This is a genomic window from Streptomyces sp. NPDC046831, assembly GCF_040645305.1.
GTDB lineage: Bacteria > Actinomycetota > Actinomycetes > Streptomycetales > Streptomycetaceae > Streptomyces.
In genome coordinates this window covers 36,656-56,352 of record NZ_JBEYXZ010000022.1, presented here as the reverse complement: position 1 = coordinate 56,352, position 19,697 = coordinate 36,656, and the positions used below count along the sequence as shown (strand labels likewise).

Below are 19,697 nucleotides of genomic sequence, written 5' to 3'. Positions count from 1 at the left end.
CTCACTGTCCTCCGCCGTTGATCGAGAGGATCGGAGTGAACGCGTGCCCGCGCGGATCGGCGTCGGGGACGCACAGACCGGCCGAGGACGTCCAGGCGTGCAGGGCGAACGGGTGCTCGCGCACACCGACGTGAAGCACGGCCTTCGAGCCGCTCCGCCGCAGCAGGACGAAAGCCGTCACTGCCTCGGTCTTGCAGTCGCCGTTGACGAACCAGCTTCTGCGGCCGTGTGATTGCACTGCTCGTTTCAGCCGCGCGACGTCCTCCACTGCGGGCGGGTCCGCGCGGGTGTATTCCGGGGCGGCCAAGGACAGGAGCCGAAGGACGCGCCCGAACCCCATCGTTCGGATCAGCAGGTGAACTCCGCGCAGCCGGAGCCCGATGCCGAGGTCGGAAGGGGGCTTTCCGCGGGGCGTCGCACACCCGGCGCGGACGAGACCGGTGACGAGCTCGGTGCGTTCCCCGGAGCTTCCGTCAGCAAACTTGTCGACGTCTGCCGCCGTCATTCCGAGGAAACGTGTGCGCCTCCAGTCCGCGATCAGAGCTCCGCTGGACATCCTGGTGACACGGCAGTGCGGTGACAGGATTCGGGTCATGGCTACCAGAGCGTCGACGTCCTTGGCCACCGCACATCCTCCGATGTCGGCCTGCCGCAGCGACTGTGCGGCGGTCCCGGTTGGACTTGCAGACGGTGTCAGGAATGGTATCCGTGACCGTCGTAGAAGCCACCGCTGAAGCCCCGGATCAGACGGCTGCTGCCGAGAAGGACAAGACCATGCGGCGTACGACGCCGCAGCAGTCGGAGAAACATCGCCTACCTCCAGATCAGGTAGCGTTGGTCAATTTCAGGCTACTCTGCCCCGGACGACCCGCAACCGGACTGCTGGTGCCGGCGCCGAGAAGCACGAGCGGTTCGCCGACATTCTTTTACCTCGCGGCATTCGAGTGCCGTCGAAGGGCACTGTCGCGTTGGCCGGCGCACAGGACGATGCCACATCCGCGCGGTTGCGGGGAGCACTTCGCCGACGACTTGAGGAAAAGCCCTCGGCGGACGACTCGGTCAGGACCGGAGCACGCCCGAGCGGGCTTTCCGACGGCCCGGACGAGCTTGCCGAAGTGGCTCCCGGCGGCTCGGCGGAGCCCGCCGGACCGGCTCTCCCACGGCGCAGGGGAGCCCGCCAAGGCGGACTCCCCTGCAACCAGGACGACGATCCGTCAGGCCCCCGGCGGCACCCGCGCAGGTCGGCCAGCGCCGCGGGTCAGGGCGTAGCCGCCGACGCCCGCGAGTGCGGCGAGCACTCCGCCGACCGCCGTCCACACCCACCGGTCGGACCACCAGCCGGAGGACCAGCCGCCGTCGGGCTCCACGGCCGACAGCACGGCCGACTTCGCCGAGCCGTCCTCGTCGTCCTGCCCGGACGTCGTCGCGACGCCCGGCACCAGCGGCTCGGCCAGGGAGCCGTCCACCGCGGCCGCGCCGCCGGCGTCCGCGGAGTCGGCCCGGACCTCGGCGCCGACCGGCAGACCCAGGTCCGACGAGGCCAGACCGACCACCGTCAGGCGTATGTAGTACGTGCCCGGCAGCGGGTCGTTGGCCCACGGCTCCGACCAGGCGCGGACCGTGCGCAGGACGCAGGCCAGTTCCACCGACGCGGTGCCGGGGGCGGCGGTGCGCGTCTGGGCGCCGTACTGGCAGGCCTGCCGGCGCCGCAGTCCGTCGTACACGTCGATCTGCCAGGTCTGGCCGGCGTGGTTCTCGGGCAGCTTCACCGTCGCCCTGACGGTGGGCCGCTGACCGGCGTCCGCCGGGAACGACCAGTACAGGTAGTCACCGGTCGAGCCGTCCGCGGTGGCCGTCTGGCCCTGCTCCAGCTCCGTCGCCGTGCGGAAGGACGTGCCCGCCTCCGTGGGCGCCCCGCCCTCACCCGACGGGCTCGCGGACGGTGAGGAGTCGGCCGCCGCGGGCCCCGCGGCCAGCCCGAGCGCCAGCAGCGCGGCGCTCAACGCATGAGTGATACGCATCAGTTCGTCCTCCAGACCGCGACCCGCCAGCGCGACAGCCAGCCCCACAGCAGACCCGCGACGAAACCGGTCAGCACCAGCACGCCGAGCAGCCACCAGCCGCGCCCGAGACCGAACGCGGCGACGTCGTGCGCCTGGTCGGGGCCGTCCACCACGTCGACGGTGAGCTCCAGCGGCAGGCCGGGCGCGGCCTTCACCCCGGCGGCCGCCGAGAAGGAGTGGGTGACCTGGAGGCACACGGTCTCGGCCGCGGGCTTGTCGGTGTCCGCGTCCTCCTGCTCGGGCTTCGGGTAGCGCAGGCCCGTCGAGACGGCGTCCGTGCGGCCGTTGCCCGCGGCCTCGCCGCGCACGATCTCCCGGCCGTGCACCGTGACGGCCCGCAGCAGCACGCCGTAGCCGGGGTTGACGGCCCGGTCGGCCGCGACGCTGACCGACGCGCGCAGTTCCTGGCCGGCCCGTACGTCCACCCGGTACCAGCGCTGCTGCCCGAACTCCTCACGGTCGGTGTACAGGCCGGACCGCAGCTCCGGTGCCTTCGCGCACTCCGACGCGCCCTTCGCGGCCACCGGCGTCACCACCGGGTCGGCGGCCCGGTCCACCAACTGGCCGACGCGGTCGGTCAGTTCCTCCTTGTGCCGCACGGAGGTGTAGGTGCCGCCGGTCGCGTCCGCGATGCAGCTGAGCTGGTCGCGGGTCTTGGCGTCCGGCACCAGGCCGAGGGTGTCGATGGTCAGGCCGATGCCCTTGGCCGCGATCTCCCGGGCCACCTCGCACGGGTCCAGTGGCTGGCAGGTGTCCTCACCGTCGCTGATCAGGACGATGCGGCGGGTGCCGTCGCCGCCGTCGAAGTCCCCGGCCGCCTTCAGCAGCGCGGGCCCGATCGGCGTCCAGCCCGTCGGCGCCAGCGTCGCGACCGCCGTCTTCGCCTCGGTCCGGTTCAGCGGACCGACCGGGTAGAGCTGCTCGGTGTCCTTGCAGCCCGTCTGGCGGTCGTCGCCGCGGTAGTTGGCGCCGAGGGTGCGGATGCCGAGCCGGACCTCCTCGGGAGTGGCGTCGAGTACCTCGTTGAACGCCTGCTTCGCCGCCGCCATCCGCGTGCCGCCGTCGATGTCCCGCGTGCGCATGGAACCGCTGACGTCCAGGACGAGTTCCACTTGGGGGGCGGCCTGGCCGTCGGGCTCGTCGGCGACCGCCGTCGCGGGGAGGGCCGCCCCGGCCGTCAGGGCGGCGAGCAGAGCACAGACCCCTGCCGCCAGCCGTTGTCTTGTGATCATCGGCGGATCCTATTGATCGGACCGGCCCGGCTCCAAAACGAGGGGGTTGGGCAGAGCGGCCCACTGGTCACCGGGAGTTGCGGGCGACAGCCGCATCAGCGTCAGTGCCTTCGCGGGCAGCGGCTCCTCGCACAGCGCCGCCAGGTCCGCGGTGCGCGGCAGCTCCCGTACGGCGGTCTCCAGGGCCGCGCGCAGGGCGGCGCCGGAGCCCGCCGTGCCCGCCAGCGCGCCAGCCACCAGCGACCCGAACAGCTTGCGCCGCAAGGCCACCGGGTCGTCGGTGAGGATCCGGCCGGGCAGCCCGGCGGCGCGGACGCCGTGCCGGGCGAGACGGGCCGGGCTGACGCGGATGTCCGCCAGGTCGCGGTAGACCAGGCGCAGCGGGGCGCCGGAGGCGGACAGCACCACCAGCAGGTTCTGGCCGTGCGCCTCCAGGGCCACCCCCAGCTCCAGCAGGCGCAGCCCGGCCGTGAGCGCCAGGCGGGTGAAGTCGCCCAGCCACGCCGGGCGTTCGGACAGGCCCGTGGCGGGCAGGGCCGCCACCGGCAGGACGTGCTCACCGGGGCCCGCGTACCGCTTCGGCGCCTCCCGCCAGACGGCCGCCAGGTCGGGGGAGTGGGCGGTGGCCGCGCCGAGGGTGCGGGTGATGCGCAGCAGGCCGTCCGTGCGGGCCGCCAGCGCCTCCGCGAACGCCGACAGGTCCGCCGACGCGGCGATCGACGGCACGGAGATGTCCCGCACCGACGACGTCAGCCGGGCGGTGAGCGCGGTCTTGACGTGCGGCCCGCCGGGCACGGCCAGGGTGCGCAGGGACATCAGCGGATGGGCCGTGAGCGCGCCGTCGTCGCACGGCCGTTTCAGCACGTGCTCGGCCTGCCAGGGGTGCACCGGCAGCAACAGCCGCCGTCCGTCGCGTAGTTCGTCCGGCCACGCCCCTGTCACCAGGCACTCCCCGGCGGGCACCGGCAGCAGGCCCAGCCCTACCAGCGGCCGGTGCTCGGGCGCGTAGGCGAGCTGCTCGGCCACCGAGAAACCGGGCCTGGAGCGGCAGTTCGGGTGGAAGGGGTGGCCGTCGACCACCCGCTGCTCCCACTGCCAGTCCTCCTCGGGCCACTCCTCCGGGTGCGCCGGCTGGGCCGCCCGCGACAGCGCCAACGACGCCGCGCTGTGCCCGAGTTCGGCGGCGAAGGCCGCCCGGTGGGGCGCCGGCAGTGCCTCCGTCAGGCGGGCCGGGTCCTCGTACGGCACGCCGTCGAGGTCCACGGCGGTCACGTACGCGGCGGTGGCGTACGGGTCCGCTGCCGGGCCGTGCAGCCGGCGGCCGTCGGCCAGCCGCAGCACCAGCCCGTCCCGCGTGCGCTCACGGCCGGCGACCCACGGCAGCGGCTCGTGCGCCAGGGCCCGCCACAGCCGGGACAGCACGGCGGCCCGGGCGCCGGGCAGCGCCGCCGCGTACCGTGGCACGAGGCCGGCGCGCTCGGCGGCCAGCTCCTCGGCGACCTCGGCCTCGGCGGTGGGGGATCGGTACACGGTCGGGCTCCTCGGGTCCGGTTCGGGCGCCACGCTAACGGGCGCGGACCGACATACTGATCACTTTCGCACCGTGCGGACGTAGGGATCGAATGGAACGCGTGCAGCTCATGGCCCCCCAGCACGACGTCGGGCAGCGTGCCGACGCCTACGCGGCGGCTCCCCTGCTGAACTGCCTGATCCGGGAGGTGGCCCGGCCGCACGCCGCCCCGGGTGCGCGCCGGGTCTACCGGCTGCCCGGCAGCGGCCGGCTGCTGCGCGTGCGCGACGGCCGGCGGCCCGCCGAGCCCGAGGTGCACACGGCGGGCGGCTGGCGCCGCGTCGGCCACGCCGAACTGGTGAAGCTGGTGGCCGAGGAGCTGCGCCGGCGCACGGGCCGGTCCAACCACGAACTGCCCGCCGAGATGATCGACAGCCGGGACGCCGTGGCCGCCCTGCTCACCGCGCGCGCCCGGGCCACGGCGCCGGACGACCCGTACCTGCGCTCCGAGCAGTCCCTCGTCACCGGCCACCCCCACCACCCGGCGCCCAAGGCGCGCGGCGGCGGCCCCGTCGCCGCCTGGCTGCCGTACGCGCCCGAGGTGCACGCCCGTTTCCCGCTGGTGCTGCTCGGGGTGCGCGAGGACGCGGTCGTCGAGGAGGGCGACACCTCCGCGCTCGACGCGCTCGGCCAGGCACCGCCCGGCTACCGGCTGCTGCCCGCGCACCCCTGGCAGCTCGACCTCGCCGCACGCGAGCTGGCCGCCGCCTTCGCCGACCGCCGCCTGCTGCGGCTCGGCACCACTGCCTTCGACGTCTGGCCGACGGCGGCGGTCCGCACCGTCCACGCCCCCGAGCGGGACCTGTTCCTGAAGTTCAGCCTCGACGTGCGGATCACCAACGACGTCCGGCGGCTGTGGCGCCACGACCTGGCGCGGCTGCGCCGCACCGACACCGCGGTCACGCGGGCCTTCGCGGCGGCGGACGGCCCGGCCGCCTGGCTGAGCGACCGCGGCCACCGCACCGCCTCCTTCGCCTTCGAGGAGCTCGCCGTGGTCGTCCGCGACGGGCTGCGCGGCCACGTCCTGCCCGGCGCGACCCCGCTGCTCGCCGCGGCCCTCGCCGAGGGCTTCGACGGCAACCCGCTCGACGGCCCGGCGGATCCGGCGGTGTGGTGGAAGGCGTACCTGCGCCAGGTCGTGCCCCCGGTCCTCGGGGTGTTCGCCCGGCACGGCGTCGTGCTGGAGGCGCACCTGCAGAACTCGCTGGTGGCCGTCGACGGAGCCGGCGTGCCCGTGCAGGCGCTGTTCCGCGACGCGGAGGGGGTCAAGCTGGTGCCGGAGGTGTCCCGCGCCGCCGGCTGGGAGCGGCTGGTGTACTGCCTCGTCGTCAACCACCTCGCCGAGGTCGCCGCGGCCCTCGCCGAACGGCATCCGGGCCTCGACCCCTGGCCGGCGGCCCGCCGCGAACTCGCCCGGCACCACCTGCCCGAGATCGCCGCCCTGCTCGCCTCGCCCACCCTGCCCGGCAAGACGAACCTCCTGCTGCGGTGGACCGGCGCCGACGGCGCCGACGCCCGCTACCTGCCTCTGCCCAACCCCCTGGCCGGCGCCTAGACCGGCCGGCTCCGGCCCGCGCCGGCCGCCGTGCCGTCCCCGGTCACCGCACCGGCCGCCGCCGCGGGGGTACGTCGCCTCGCGCGGCAGACGCGAATTGTCGGACTGGGCTTAGCTAGTAGGTCGGCGGAAGCCCGGAGTCGAGGCCGTGGACGGTGGTCAGGTCGGCCAGCCCGGAGATGGTCAGCACCGGCGCCAGCAGGGGGGTCGCGATCAGCTGGAGGCGGTCGGCGTGGGCGAACAGCACACTCAGGCCGGCGCTGTCGAGGTAGTCGACGGCGGTCAGGTCCAGGACGAGCGGACCCGAGGTCGTGTCGAGGGCGTCGGCAAGGGAGCTGATGTTGCTCATGTCGATCTCACCGGTGACGGCGAGGTGGTGGGTGCCGTCCGGGTTCGTACCGGGAGTGAGGGTGAGCGGAGTGGTCATCAGGCGATCCTCGTGTGCATGTCGACGGTGGTGCCGGTGCTGCCGGGGGTGATGGTGACGTGCTGCATCAAAGAGCGCATCAGGGTGACGCCGCGGCCGCGGTGGGCGTTGAGTTCGGGCTGCGGGGTCTTCCAGCGGCCGGTGTCGCTGACGGTGAGGCGCAGCTTGTGGACGAAGGCCTCGGCACGCAGGCGGACGGTGTCGCCGGGCGCGTCACGGTGCCCGTGCTCGATGGCGTTGGCACACGCCTCCCCGGCCGCGACCAGGACGTTCTGCACGGTGTGCGGCGGCAGCTCGCACTGGTCGAGCCAGCTGCGCAGCGCCTTGCGCACCGGGGCGAGCTGGGAGGTCTCGGCGGGGAAGGACACCTCCAGGGGCGCCGGGTGGCGATACAGCAGCAGGGCGACGTCGTCGTCGTACCCGTCGGCGGGCGCCAGCCGGGTCATCACCTCGCTGGCCAGGTCGTCGACGGCGGTGTCGCGGCCGTCCTGGACGGCTTCGCTGGCCTGGTGGATGCCCGCGGTCAGCGGCCGGCGCCGGCGTTCGACGAGGCCGTCGGTGTACAGCAGAAGGGTGGCGCGCGCGGGCATCACGCACTCGGCCTCGGGCCGCGTCCGGCCCGGACGGACCGCGAGGGGGATGGACCGCGCGTCCTCCAGCAGGCGGGTGGTGCCGTCGGGCTGGGTGAGGATGCCCGGCGGGTGCCCGGCGCTGGAGTACGTCAGGCGGCCCGTCCCGGGCTCCAGGACGCCGCAGAAGACCGTTGTGCACATCGCGCCGGGGATCGTGGCGGCGAAGTGGTCCAGTGCCATCAGCGCCTGCGCGGGGCTCGCGTCCTGCAGGAGCAGGGCACGGCAGGCGCTGCGCATCTGCCCCATGACCGAGGCCGCCCCCAGACCGCGGCCGACGCAGTCGCCGACGACGATGCCGATGCGGCCGTCGGGCAGGCTCACGGTGTCGTACCAGTCGCCGCCGACCTCCAGGGGCTGGGTGGCGGGCTCGTAGCGGACGGCGAACCCGTCGGGCAGGCTGGACGGGCCGAGGATGGCCCGCTGCAGTGCGATGGCGGTCTCGCGCTGCTGGTCGATCTGGTGGGCGCGGGTCAGGCCCTGCGCGAGGTGGCCGGCCAGCAGCGACAGCAGCAGCTGGTCCTCCTCGGTGAACGGCCGGTGCTCGCCCAGGTCGATCCACACCACCATCGTCCCGTCGGGGTGCTCGATGGCGATGCCGGCCCCGGCGTGGTCGCCCACCGCGGTCAGCGTCGGCCGCTGACGCACCTCGCTGATGGCCTGGCGCTGCTCGCCGGGCAGGTCCTGCCACAGCGAGTCGTCGGTGGCGGTCAGGACGGGCTCCTGGCCGCCCGCGAAGACGGCGGCGAGCACGCACCGGGCCCGCCACAGGGTCCTCAGCTCGTCGAGGGCGCCCGACAGGGCGTCGGACGCGCTCGTGGCCTGCGACAGCCTGGTGCTCAGGGAGGCCAGGGCGCTCTCGCGCTGGATGGCGTAGTGCTCGGCGGTGACGTCGCGGAAGGTGCCGACGGTCACCCGGCGCCCGGTGTCGGGGTCCTGGGCGTGGGCGAAGGTGACGGTCACCCACCGCCGTCGCCCGTCGCGGTGGGTGACGGGGATGGTGTAGGAGCCTTGGCGGTCTCCCAGGAGCTGGCCGAAGGCCTCGGCGACCTGCCGGTGCGCCTCCGGGTCCGTCTCGGCGTCCGGCCACCAGGGGTGGACGGGCGCGTAGGGCAGGTCCTCGGGACCGTAGCCGAGGATGTGGGTGAACGCCTTGTTGATCTCGATCACGGCGCCGTCCTCGTCGCAGACGAAGAACGCCTCCTGCAGCGACTCCACCAGCGCGGTGCGCCAGCGGGCGTGATGGGCACGCAGCCGGGCCAGCTTGACGTTGGCCTCCACCCGGGCGAGGAGCTCGGCGGCGGCGAACGGCTTGACCAGGTAGTCGTCGGCGCCGGCCTGCAGGCCCTCGATGGAGGCCTCCTGCCCGGCCCGGGCGGACAGCAGCAGCACGGGCAGCGCGGCGGTGCGGGTGTCGGCGCGCAGCGCGGTCACCAGGTGCAGGCCGTCCATGCGGGGCATCATGACGTCGCTGACGACAAGCTCGGGCGGATTGCGGCGGACGGCCTCCAGCGCCTCCAGCCCGTCGGTGACCGCGTCGACCTGGTAGCCGGCGCCCGTCAGCAGGCGGGTGAGGTACTCGCGCATGTCCGCGTTGTCGTCGGCGACCAGCAGCCGCGCCGCGGCGAGCTTGGACGTCTCGGCGGGCACGGCGCCGTCCGCGAGCAGCTGCGCCGGTTCCTGCGCGGCGGCGTCGGTGGCACTGCCGGAGGGCAGCCAGCGCATGGCCTCCTGCAGGTAGGGGTCGGCGGCGGTGACGGCGGCACGGGAGTCGGACGCGGGCGCGAGGGCGTCCGTGGGCAGGTGGCCGGTGCCGAAGGGCAGGCGGATGGTGAAACAGGTGCCCTCGCCCTCGGTGCTGGCGGCGGTGATGGTGCCGCCGTGCAGGCCGACCAGCTCCTGGACGAGGGCGAGGCCGATGCCGCTTCCCTCGTTGGAGCGGGAGCGCGCGTTGTCGATGCGGTGGAACCGCTCGAACAGCCTGGGCACCTCGGCCGCCGGGACACCGATGCCGGTGTCCGCGACGGTGACGACCGCCCCGTCCCCCTCCTGGCGCAGGCTGACGCTGATGGAGCCGTCGAAGGTGAACTTCAGCGCGTTGCTGAGGAGGTTGAGGATCACCTTCTCCCACATGTCCCGGTCGATGTGGACGGGCTGGTCGAGCGGCGCGCAGTCGACGTGGAAGGTGAGCCCGGCCCTGTCGATGGCGGAGCGGAAGACACTGGCCAGCTCGCCGGTGACCGCGGCCAGGTCGACCGGCTCGTAGCTGGCCTGCATACGGCCGGCCTCGATGCGGGAGAAGTCCAGCAGGGTGTTGACGAGCTTGCTCAGCCGCAGCCCGTTGCGGTGGATGATGTCCAGTTCCCGGCGGACCTGCTCGTCGTCCGCCAGCCGGGACCGCAGCTCCTGCACCGGGCCCGTGATCAGCGTCAGGGGGGTGCGGAACTCGTGGCTGATGTTGGAGAAGAAGGTGGTCTTGGCCCGGTCCAGCTTGGCCAGTTCCTCCGCCCGCTGCTGCTGGCTCTCGTAGCTGCGGGCGCTGCCGATGCCGGAGGCGAGGTGGCCGGCGGTCAGCTCGACGAACCCGCGGTAGCCGTCGTCCAGGGTCCGGTAGCGGTTCAGGCCGGCCACCAGGAACCCGTACGGCGCGTTGCCCTGCTGCGGCAGCGGCACGGCCAGGGCCCGGACGGGCGGCTGCTCCCAGTCACCGGCCGGCAGGTCGGAGAACACCGGGCCGTCCAGGGTGACCAGCGCCGGCTCGCCGCGGAGCAGTTCTCCCGCCGGCCACACCGCGTCCGGGTCGTCGACCTCCACGGTGGCCGCGGCTGCCGGATGGCCCTCCGGCAGCCCCGTCATGGCCGCGAGCCGGGCCGGGCCGTCGTCCTCGAAGAGGTAGGTCAGGGTGAAGGGCAGGTCCCGCCGGTTGCGGCCCAGCTGCCGGCCGGCGAAGTCCAGCACCTCCTGCTCGGTGCGGATCACGCTGGGGTCGGAACCCAGGTCGCGCAGGGTCGCCATCCGGCGCTCGCCGATGACGCGCTCGGTGTCCTCGCTGACCACGCAGAGCATGCCGACCACGGCACCGTCGTCGTTGCGCAGCGGGCTGTAGGAGAAGGTGTGGTAGCTCTCCTCCGGGTAGCCGGAGCGCTCCAGGAACAGCAGCAGCGCCTCGTCCCAGGTCGCCTCGCCGGTGGCGAGGACCCGGTCGATGCGGGGGCCGATGTCGCTCCAGATCTCCGACCAGACCACGTCGGCCGGCCGGCCCAGCGCCCAGGGGTACTTCTGGCCCAGGGTGTCGCGTCGGTAGGCGGCGTTGCAGAAGAACGTCAGCTCCGGTCCCCACGCCATCCACATCGGGAACCTGGACGAGAGGAGGATGCTCACCGCGGTCCGCAGGCTCTGCGGCCAGCTCTGCGGCGCCCCCAGCGGCGTCGCCGCCCAGTCCACCGCGGCGAGGTCCCGGCCGACCTCGCGGTCGGCGGCGAAGACATCGACTCCGGTCGCCGACAGCTCGTGCTCGGCGTCTTCCGAACGCGCCACGCCACACCCTTTCGTCCACTGCCGTAACTGCCTCACCCTCCGCCCACGCCGGTCGGCCGCCGTGAGCAGGTGTGCATCTCCCCGCCGGCCCGCCACCACGGTGAGGGCGGGGACTTCGCAGGCATGAGAAGGCCTCGCCCGGCCCGTGCGCGCACCGGCGGTCGCAATCGTGTGCTGACGTCCTGGCTCCGCTGCCTGAAGCCGGGTGTCGCCGCCTCGCGAGGTTCTGCGACTTCGTAGGATAAGCCAGTCGCCCCGGGTACTCGGCCGGCCCTGCGTGTAGCTGTGCCGCACCGGCCGTCCCGGCGGGCGGCGGCGGTGGCGCGACCCCTCGCCACCTGCTCGTTCTCCCGCCGGCTGTCACGCTCGGTTACTATGCTCACGCGGGGAGCTGGTCGTGGACGGCAGGCGTGGAGAGTCGGGTGGCCCGGGGCAATGCTGAGTGAGGTCACCGTCAGCCGCTACGTCAGGCCCCTGCACTCCGGCGGGTCCGTCCCCGGCGTCGTCGAGGCGGACGACCTGGGCACCTACGTCGTGAAGTTCACCGGCTCCGCTCAGGGGCGCAAGGCGCTGGTCGCCGAGGTGATCGTGGGCGAGCTGGCGCGCGCCCTCGGCCTGCGGGTCCCCGAGCTCGTCCTCGCGCACTTCGATCCCGGCCTCGCCGCGCACGAACCGCACCAGGAGGTGCGGGACCTGCTGAAGGCGAGCCCGGGGATGAACCTCGGCATGGACTACCTGCCGGGCGCCCGGGACCTCACCCCCGAGGCCGCCGAGCGATTCCGGGTGGATCCGCTGGAGGCGGGCCGGATCGTCTGGCTGGACGCGCTGACGGCGAACGTGGACCGGACCGTCCACAGCTCGAACCTCATGATCTGGCCCACCCTCGGGACGGTCCCTCCCCGGCTGTGGCTCATCGACCACGGGGCGGCCCTGGTCTTCCACCACCGCTGGGACACCTCGGCGCCGGAGAAGGCGTACGACTTCCGCCACCACGCGCTCGGCCCGTACGCGCCCGACGTCGAGGCCGCCGACGCGGAGCTGGCGCCGCGCGTGACGGAGGAGCTGCTGCGGCAGGTCGTGGCCGAGGTGCCGGAGGCCTGGCTCACGGGAGAACCCGGGTTCGCGGGGCCCGACGAGGTCCGCGATGCCTACGCGGACTACCTCTGCGCACGGGTCAGGGCCTCCGCGGACTGGCTGCCCACCGACTTCCCCAGCCGGCAGCAGCTGGCCGCCGAGGAGGCACGGCGGGCGGCGAGGACGCAGCAGGGCCGGCCCGACTGGCTCAAACGGGTCCCCGACCTCCACGGGAAGCCGGCGGCGGAACCGGACTGGTCGCGCCACCTGGGCTGACGGCACCACCGGAGCGGGCGCGGCGGCCCGCGGGGTGCCCCAGCGGCCGGACCAGGACGGGCTTCACGGGGTGCCCGCAGCGACCGGGGACGGGCTCCAGGGGGTGCCCGCGTGGCCGGCGACGGGGCCTCAGGGGGTGCCCGGGGTGCCCGCGGGCGGGCACCCGGGGCACGCGGACCTCACCGTCGGCCGCTGCGCCGGGCGTCAGCCCTCGAGCAGGTCGTACGCCGGCAGCGTCAGGAAGTCGGCGTAGTCCTCGTCCAGCGCCACCTTCAGCAGCAGGTCGTGCGCCTGCTGCCAGCGGCCGCCGGCGAACGCCTCCTCACCCAGCTCGGCCCGGATCGCGTCCAGTTCCCGGGCCGCGACCCCCCGCGCCAGTTCGGCGGTGACCTTCTCGCCGGTGTCGAGGACGACTCCCGCGTTGATCCACTGCCAGATCTGGGACCGGGAGATCTCGGCGGTGGCCGCGTCCTCCATCAGGTGGAAGACGGCGACCGCGCCGAGGCCGCGCAGCCAGGCCTCGATGTAGCGGATGCCGACCTGCACGGCGTTGACCAGTCCCGCGTACGTCGGTTTGGCGTCGAGGGAGTCGATCGCGATCAGGTCGGCCGCCTTGACGTCGACGTCCTCGCGCAGGCGGTCCTTCTGGTGCGGCCGGTCGCCGAGCACCCTGTCGAAGGACTCCTGGGCGATCGGGACCAGGTCCGGGTGGGCCACCCAGGAGCCGTCGAAGCCGTCGCCGGCCTCACGGTCCTTGTCGGCGCGGACCTTCTCGAAGGCGACCCTGTTGACCTCGGGATCCTTGCGGGAGGGGATGAAGGCCGCCATGCCGCCGATCGCGTGCGCGCCGCGCCTGTGGCAGGTGCGCACGAGGAGTTCGGTGTAGGCGCGCATGAACGGGGCCGTCATCGTCACCGCGTTGCGGTCGGGCAGGACGAACTTCGCCCCGCCGTCACGGAAGTTCTTGACGATCGAGAAGAGGTAGTCCCAGCGGCCGGCGTTCAGCCCGGAGGCGTGGTCGCGCAGTTCGTAGAGGATCTCCTCCATCTCGTAGGCCGCCGTGATCGTCTCGATCAGGACGGTGGCCCGGACGGTGCCCTGCGGCACGCCCAGGTGGTCCTGGGCGAAGACGAAGACGTCGTTCCACAGCCGCGCCTCCCGGTGGGACTCCGTCTTCGGCAGGTAGAAGTACGGGCCCTTGCCGAGCTCGGTCAGCCGCTTGGCGTTGTGGAAGAAGTACAGGCCGAAGTCGACGAGGGCGCCGGGGACCGGAGTGCCGCCGGAGTCCACCAGGTGACGCTCGTTCAGGTGCCAGCCGCGCGGGCGCGTGACGACCGTCGCCAGCTCCTCCTGCGGCCGCAGGGCGTAGGACTTGCCGGACCGGGGGTCCGTGAAGTCGATGTTCCGGGTGTAGGCGTCGATCAGGTTCAGCTGGCCGAGGACGACGTTCCCCCAGGTGGGAGCGGAGGCGTCCTCGAAGTCGGCGAGCCAGACCCGGGCGCCCGAGTTGAGCGCGTTGACGGTCATCCTCCGGTCGGTCGGACCGGTGATCTCCACCCGGCGGTCCTCGAGCGCGGGCGGGGCCGGTGCCACCTTCCAGGAGTCGTCCGCGCGGATGCCGGCGGTCTCCGGGAGGAAGTCCAGGGTGGAGGTGCGGGCGATCTCGGCGCGGCGCTCGGCACGGCGGGCGAGGAGTTCGTCGCGGCGCGGCGTGAACCGCCGGTGCAGCTCGGCCACGAAGGCGAGCGCCGCCTCGGAGAGCACCTCCTCCTGCCGGGGCAGGGGTTCGGCGTCGACGACGGCCAGCGGGGACGGCGCTGGAGCGGACATGAGCTGTCACTTCCTTACCGGGGAGCTTCTTCAGCGCATCACGTTCGCCGCCACCCTGCCGTGGCACGGGATGCCCAGGGGCGGGAAAGGGGCCGTTGCCACCCGTGGAGCGGGCGGGTGCCTTCGATCGGTGGATCCTAGTTTTCTCATGGTGGAAGTCAAGGGTGCGGTGATGTCGCTGTGACGCCGCGTGGCGGGCCGCCGTCGTGTCCGGCGTCGTCCGCTCATGCGAGGTGGCGCAGGTCGTCCGGCGTGTCGATGTCGTACGGACGGGCCACGTCGCCGCACTCGACGAGTGTGATCGCCTCCTCGTGCGCCCGGAGGTAGGCGCGTGCCCCCCGGTCGCCGGTCGCGGTCGCCGCGATGTCCGCCCAGTGGGCCGCGCCCAACAGGACCGGGTGGCCGCGCACTCCGCCGTACGCCGCCGAGACCAGCGACGTCTCGTCCCGGTGGGCCGCCCGGACGCGGGCCACCGCCTCCGGGCCGATGCCCGGCTGGTCGACGAGGCACACCAGGGCCGCCCGGGCGTCCGTGCCGGTGAGCGAGTCCAGGCCGGACCGCAGTGAGGAACCCATGCCGTCGGCCCACGCGGGGTTCTCCACCAGCACGCAGCCGCCGAGTTCCGCCCGCTCCCGTACGAGGGCGGCCCGCGCCCCCAGGACCACGTGGACACGCTCGCACCCCGCCGCCCGCAGCACCCCGACCGCGTGCTCCACCAGGGGGCGTCCCCGGTGGCCGAGCAGCGCCTTGGGCCGCCCGCCCAGCCGCCGCCCGCCCCCCGCGGCCAGCACCAGCCCGGCGACCTCGTCCGCGTTCCCTGTCATACGTCCTGCTTACCCGCCGGCCCGCGGACCGTGCTCGCCATGCGGCCGCGCCTGCCGGACGACCGGCGCCCGCGTGCCGGCTTGTGCCTGGCCGTCGACCGTGCCCGCGGGTCGGCCCCCCGTCCTCTGATCGCGTCCGCTCGCCGGCCGCGCCCGTCAGCCGGTCGCCTGCGCCCGCCGGCCGCGCCCGGCCATCACCGCCTGCGCCTGCCGGTCCGCTGCCCGCCGGCCGCGCTCGCCCGCCGACCGTGCCCGCCAGTCGGCCGCGCCCGCGCGCCGGCCGCTCGTGCCCGCGGGCGCAGGGCGGCGGCCGGCGGCCACGGCGCCCCCGCCGTCCGCCACCCTGCGCGGTGCATGCTCGGAAGGACGTTCGAACCGCACCTGGGGCCGAAACTCGCTCCGCACGGTAGCGCGGCGGGCACAGAGTGTCGTTTACTGGCCCGCATCCCGCGGCACCCCGCCCGCATCACGGGGGTGTCCGGCGGGACGACGCGGACGTGCGCACAAGGCCGTGCGAGGGGGGAGGGCTGTGTTGCGGAGCTTGGGGCAGAGGCCGGTGACCGGCAGCGGAGAGGACCCGAGGGTGGCGGGACTGCGCACGGCCGTGTCCCGGCTGCGCCGCCAGCTCGCCGCCCATCCGGACTTCCCCGACCGCGCCATCGCGGAGGACGAGCTCGCCGCCCTGGCCGCGATGACAGCCCGGGACACGCCCGAGATTCCGCGCCTGCGCCGCTCCCTGCTGCTGATCGCGGGCGCGCTCGGTTCCGTCAGCGCCCTGCGGCCGGGCCTGTCCGACGTCCGTGACGCGGTGGACCTGTTCGGGCCGCCCGGCGGATGACGGGCGGCGCGGGGGCCCTCCCGCACCGGCCGGGGCCCGGGCGGCGCCGGTGCCCGTGCAGCGGATCAGCCCGCGCTCGCCAGTGCCTGCGACAGCTCCGCGGCGACCTGCTGGAGCACCGGCACGATCTTCTCCGTCGCCTCCTCCGTCAGCCGGCCGGCCGGACCGGAGATGGAGATCGCGGCGGCGGTGGGGGAGCCCGGCACGGAGACGGCGAGGCAGCGGACCCCCATCTCCTGCTCGCTGTCGTCGAGCGCGTAGCCGAGGTCGCGTACCTGTGCCAGCGCGGCGAGGAACTCCTCGGGAGTGGTGATCGTCCGCTCCGTGGCGGCGGGCATGCCGGTCCGGGCGAGCAGGGCCCGCACCTCGTCGTCGGGGACGCCGGCCAGCAGGGCCTTGCCCACGCCGGTGGAGTGCGGCAGGGCCCGCCGGCCCACCTCCGTGAACATGCGCATCGAGTGCTTGGAGGGCACCTGCGCCACGTAGACGATCTCGTCCCCGTCGAGCAGCGCCATGTTCGCCGTCTCACCGGTCTCCTCGACCAGGCGGGCCAGGTGCGGGCGCGCCCAGGTGCCCAGCAGCCGGGACGCGGACTCGCCGAGGCGGATCAGACGGGGGCCCAGCGCGTACCGGCGGTTGGGCTGCTGGCGGACGTACCCGCAGGCCACAAGCGTGCGCATCAGCCGGTGAATGGTGGGCAGCGGCAGGCCGCTGGTCACGGACAGCTCGCTCAGGCCGACCTCGCCGCCCGCGTCCGCCATCCGCTCGAGCAGGTCGAAGGCGCGCTCGAGGGACTGGACCCCGCCGCCGCCGGAGGACTTGGCGGAGTCGGTGGTGCTGGCGCTGGACGTCGGCACGGCGCGTTCCTTTCGGCACGGACAGGGTTCACCCTGCAGGAAGGGCCAAAGCCTACCGGGGGGCCGGCCGGCCCCCGCTGCTGCGGAACCGCCGTTCCGCTGCTCGGGATCGTGATGTCACGTGGGGAGACATCCAGGCCTCCGGGCGGGGGAGCGCCCTGTCGGGAGAGTGCCCTTGACGGCCTGCCACGGGGAGTGAAGACTCCTTCAACAGAACGTTGAAGGAGCGATGCGCGGGTGTGCCTCCCGTTCCCCGTACGGAACACGGCGGCAAGGAAGGGGTCCGGGTGTCCGACGCCGAACTGGTGCTGCGCTCGACGCGCGTCATCACTCCCGCGGGGACGCGCGCGGCGTCGGTCCTGGTGGCCCGAGGGACGATCACGGCCGTCCTGCCGCACGACGCCGGGACGCCGCCCGGGGCCCGGGTGGCGGACTTCGGCGACGACGTGCTGCTGCCCGGCCTGGTCGACACCCACGTGCACGTCAACGACCCCGGACGCACCGAGTGGGAGGGCTTCTGGACCGCCACCCGGGCGGCGGCGGCCGGCGGCATCACCACCCTCGTCGACATGCCCCTCAACTCGCTTCCGCCCACCACGACGGTGGACCACCTCCGCATCAAGCAGGAGGCCGCGCGGGACAAGGCGCACATCGACGTCGGCTTCTGGGGCGGCGCCCTGCCCGGCAACCTCAAGGACCTCCGCCCGTTGCACGAGGCCGGCGTCCTCGGCTTCAAGGCCTTCCTGTCGCCCTCGGGCGTGGACGAGTTCCCGCACCTGGACCAGCGGCAACTCGCCCGCTCGCTCGCGGAGATCGCCGGTTTCGGCGGCCTCCTCGCCGTGCACGCCGAGGACCCGGGCCACCTCGCCGCCGCCCCGCAGCGGGGCGGCCCCCGGTACGCCGACTTCCTCGCCTCCCGCCCCCACGACGCCGAGGACAGCGCCGTAGCCGCGCTCGTCGCACAGGCCGCGCGGTCCGGCGGGCGCGTGCATGTACTCCACCTGTCCTCCGGCAACGCGCTGCCGCTGATCGCCGCGGCCAGGGCCGACGGCGTGCGCCTGACGGTGGAGACCTGCCCGCACTACCTGACCCTGACCGCGGAGGAGGTCCCGGACGGCGCCAGCGAGTTCAAGTGCTGCCCGCCCATCCGGGAGGCCGCCAACCGCGACCTGCTGTGGCAGGCGCTGGCCGACGGCACCGTCGACTGCGTGGTCACCGACCACTCGCCGTCCACCGCCGACCTGAAGACGGACGACTTCGCCACCGCCTGGGGCGGCATCTCCGGTCTGCAGCTCAGCCTGCCGGCCGTGTGGACCGAGGCCCGCCGGCGCGGCCACGGCTTGGAGGACGTCGTCCGCTGGATGTCCGCCCGGCCCGCCGCGCTCGTCGGCCTCTGCCGCAAGGGCGCCATCGAGGCGGGCCGTGACGCGGACTTCGCCGTCCTCGCGCCCGACGAGGCGTTCACCGTGGACCCCGCCGCCCTGCAGCACCGCAACCGCGTCACCGCCTACGCGGGCCGGACGCTGTACGGCGTCGTGAGGTCGACGTGGCTGCGCGGCCGGCGCGTCGTGGCGGACGGCCGGTTCGCCGAGCCGCAGGGCCGCCTGCTGCGCCGCGGCGGCTGAACCCAGGTCCTGTCCGACCATGCGCGTCGTCGCCCGAAGCGCGGCAGACGCGCATGGTCAGACAGGGCTACTGGCGACGCCCGCACCGCCCGACCGAAAGGAAGGCCTATCACCGTGACGGCGATTCCCCGCTACACCGGCGGCGCCGGGCCCTACCGGGGCGGCGATCCCTACGCGGACTACCGCACCGCCGACTTCCCCTTCACGCGGTACGCCGACCTCGCCGACCGGCGGCTCGGCGCCGGTGTCGTCGCCGCCAACGACGAGTTCTTCGCCGAGCGGGAGAACCTGCTGATGCACGGGCGCGCCGAGTTCGACCCCGGCCACTTCGGGCACAAGGGCAAGGTCATGGACGGCTGGGAGACCCGCCGCCGCCGCGGCGCCTCGGCCGGCCACCCCTGGCCCGCCGACGAGGACCACGACTGGGCGCTCATCCGGCTCGGCGCACCCGGAGTCGTCCGGGGCGTCGTCGTCGACACGGCCCACTTCCGCGGCAACCATCCGCAGGCGGTGTCCGTCGAGGGCGCGTCCGTCCCCGGTTCCCCCTCGCCGGAGGAACTGCTCGCGGACGGCGTCACGTGGACGACGGTCGTCCCGCGCACGCCGGTCGGCGGCCACGCGGCGAACGGCTTCGCGGTGGACTGCGGACGGCGCTTCACGCATCTGCGCCTCAACCAGCACCCCGACGGCGGCATCGCGCGCCTGCGCGTGTACGGCGAGGTCGTGCCCGACCCGGAGTGGCTGCGGGTGCTCGGCACGTTCGACGTCGTCGCCCTGGAGAACGGCGGCCGGGTCGAGGACGCCTCGGACCTCTTCTACTCCCCGGCCGCCCACACCATCCAGCCGGGCCGCTCCCGCACGATGGCCGACGGCTGGGAGACCCGCCGCCGCCGTGACCGCGGCAACGACTGGATCCGCTACCGCCTGGTGGCGCGGGCCGAGGTCCGCGCGATGGAGATCGACACCGCCTGCCTGAAGGGCAACAGCGCCGGCTGGGCCTCGGTGTCCGTGCGGGACGGCGAGGACGGCGAGTGGACCGAGGTGCTGCCGCGCACCCGCCTCCAGCCGGACACCAACCACCGCTTCGTCCTGCCCGGGCCGGCGGTCGGCACGCACGCGCGTCTGGACATCCACCCCGACGGGGGCATCTCCCGCCTGCGCCTCTTCGGCTCACTCACCCGGGAGGGCGCGGCGGACCTGGCGACCCGCCAGCGTGAAGCCGGCGGCTGACGTCATGGGCTCGCCACCCGGAGCCGGCGGCTGATCCACGGGTTTGCTGCCGGGGGCCGGCGGCTGGCCCACGGGTTTGCTGCCGGGGGGCCGCGATGGCGGACCCACGGGTCCGCTGCCGGGGCCGTGG

The 19,697-nt window shown here is 74.2% G+C and carries 14 protein-coding genes; 5 read left to right on the top strand and 9 right to left on the bottom strand.

Annotation, left to right across the window (positions count from 1 at the left end; genetic code table 11):
• Position 1: 1 nt before the first annotated feature.
• The 4 genes from ABZ920_RS19610 to ABZ920_RS19595 all read right to left on the bottom strand — a co-directional run bounded on the left by ABZ920_RS19610 (position 2) and on the right by ABZ920_RS19595 (position 4,825).
• A complete protein-coding gene (locus tag ABZ920_RS19610; protein WP_361506178.1) occupies positions 2–625 on the bottom strand; it encodes a lasso peptide biosynthesis B2 protein in 624 nt (207 codons plus the stop codon).
• Between the two features lie 589 nt (positions 626–1,214).
• Positions 1,215–2,021, bottom strand: coding sequence for a hypothetical protein (locus ABZ920_RS19605; RefSeq protein ID WP_361506175.1), 807 nt, complete (start codon positions 2,019–2,021; stop codon positions 1,215–1,217).
• Positions 2,021–3,295, bottom strand: coding sequence for a VWA domain-containing protein (locus tag ABZ920_RS19600; protein WP_361506172.1), 1,275 nt, complete (start codon positions 3,293–3,295; stop codon positions 2,021–2,023). The genes ABZ920_RS19605 and ABZ920_RS19600 overlap by 1 nt, the downstream gene beginning before the upstream one ends.
• A 9-nt stretch (positions 3,296–3,304) precedes the next feature.
• Entirely contained in the window at positions 3,305–4,825 is a 1,521-nt protein-coding gene (locus tag ABZ920_RS19595; RefSeq protein ID WP_361506170.1) for an IucA/IucC family siderophore biosynthesis protein, read from the bottom strand.
• 92 nt (positions 4,826–4,917) lie between these two features.
• Between ABZ920_RS19595 and ABZ920_RS19590 the strand changes: the two genes are divergently transcribed.
• Complete coding sequence (locus tag ABZ920_RS19590; RefSeq protein WP_361506167.1) at positions 4,918–6,420, top strand: IucA/IucC family protein; 1,503 nt, start codon at positions 4,918–4,920, stop codon at positions 6,418–6,420.
• Between the two features lie 115 nt (positions 6,421–6,535).
• On the opposite strand, the gene ABZ920_RS19585 is transcribed toward ABZ920_RS19590, so the two are convergent.
• Together ABZ920_RS19585 and ABZ920_RS19580 are read right to left on the bottom strand one after the other, a co-directional pair.
• Positions 6,536–6,847, bottom strand: coding sequence for an STAS domain-containing protein (locus tag ABZ920_RS19585; protein ID WP_361506164.1), 312 nt, complete (start codon positions 6,845–6,847; stop codon positions 6,536–6,538).
• A complete protein-coding gene (locus tag ABZ920_RS19580; protein ID WP_361506161.1) occupies positions 6,847–11,013 on the bottom strand; it encodes a SpoIIE family protein phosphatase in 4,167 nt (1,388 codons plus the stop codon). Before ABZ920_RS19580 ends, ABZ920_RS19585 begins: the two co-directional genes overlap by 1 nt.
• 435 nt (positions 11,014–11,448) lie before the next feature.
• Here ABZ920_RS19580 and ABZ920_RS19575 point away from each other — a divergent pair, with 435 nt between their 5' ends.
• Entirely contained in the window at positions 11,449–12,363 is a 915-nt protein-coding gene (locus ABZ920_RS19575; RefSeq protein WP_361506158.1) for a HipA family kinase, read from the top strand.
• Between the two features lie 204 nt (positions 12,364–12,567).
• Here ABZ920_RS19575 and aceB read toward each other — a convergent pair whose 3' ends face one another.
• Entirely contained in the window at positions 12,568–14,193 is a 1,626-nt protein-coding gene (gene aceB / locus ABZ920_RS19570) for a malate synthase A (RefSeq protein WP_361506155.1), read from the bottom strand.
• 224 nt (positions 14,194–14,417) lie between these two features.
• Positions 14,418–15,017, bottom strand: coding sequence for a nucleotidyltransferase family protein (locus ABZ920_RS19565; RefSeq protein WP_361506152.1), 600 nt, complete (start codon positions 15,015–15,017; stop codon positions 14,418–14,420).
• 529 nt (positions 15,018–15,546) lie between these two features.
• Between ABZ920_RS19565 and ABZ920_RS19560 the strand changes: the two genes are divergently transcribed.
• A complete protein-coding gene (locus tag ABZ920_RS19560; RefSeq protein WP_361506149.1) occupies positions 15,547–15,855 on the top strand; it encodes a DUF5955 family protein in 309 nt (102 codons plus the stop codon).
• Positions 15,856–15,920: 65 nt separating this feature from the next.
• Here the strand turns inward: ABZ920_RS19560 and ABZ920_RS19555 are convergent, their stop codons facing one another.
• On the bottom strand, positions 15,921–16,712 hold the full coding sequence (locus ABZ920_RS19555; protein WP_361506146.1) for an IclR family transcriptional regulator: 792 nt from the start codon (positions 16,710–16,712) through the stop codon (positions 15,921–15,923).
• A 287-nt stretch (positions 16,713–16,999) separates the two neighbouring features.
• Between ABZ920_RS19555 and allB the strand changes: the two genes are divergently transcribed.
• Both allB and alc read left to right on the top strand, forming a co-directional pair.
• Positions 17,000–18,337, top strand: a complete 1,338-nt coding sequence (gene allB, locus ABZ920_RS19550; protein ID WP_361506143.1) for an allantoinase AllB — start codon at positions 17,000–17,002, stop codon at positions 18,335–18,337.
• A gap of 114 nt (positions 18,338–18,451) precedes the next feature.
• Complete coding sequence (gene alc, locus ABZ920_RS19545) at positions 18,452–19,567, top strand: allantoicase (RefSeq protein ID WP_361506140.1); 1,116 nt, start codon at positions 18,452–18,454, stop codon at positions 19,565–19,567.
• Positions 19,568–19,697 lie beyond the last annotated feature (130 nt).

Bases quoted from the DNA above. Each gene is read 5' to 3' on its own strand.
- ABZ920_RS19605 (WP_361506175.1), bottom strand. From the start codon at position 2,021: ATGCGTATCACTCATGCGTTGAGCGCCGCGCTGCTGGCGCTCGGGCTG.
- ABZ920_RS19600 (WP_361506172.1), bottom strand. From the start codon at position 3,295: ATGATCACAAGACAACGGCTGGCGGCAGGGGTCTGTGCTCTGCTCGCC.
- ABZ920_RS19590 (WP_361506167.1), top strand. From the start codon at position 4,918: ATGGAACGCGTGCAGCTCATGGCCCCCCAGCACGACGTCGGGCAGCGT.
- ABZ920_RS19585 (WP_361506164.1), bottom strand. From the start codon at position 6,847: ATGACCACTCCGCTCACCCTCACTCCCGGTACGAACCCGGACGGCACC.
- ABZ920_RS19575 (WP_361506158.1), top strand. From the start codon at position 11,449: ATGCTGAGTGAGGTCACCGTCAGCCGCTACGTCAGGCCCCTGCACTCC.
- aceB (WP_361506155.1), bottom strand. From the start codon at position 14,193: ATGTCCGCTCCAGCGCCGTCCCCGCTGGCCGTCGTCGACGCCGAACCC.
- ABZ920_RS19565 (WP_361506152.1), bottom strand. From the start codon at position 15,017: ATGACAGGGAACGCGGACGAGGTCGCCGGGCTGGTGCTGGCCGCGGGG.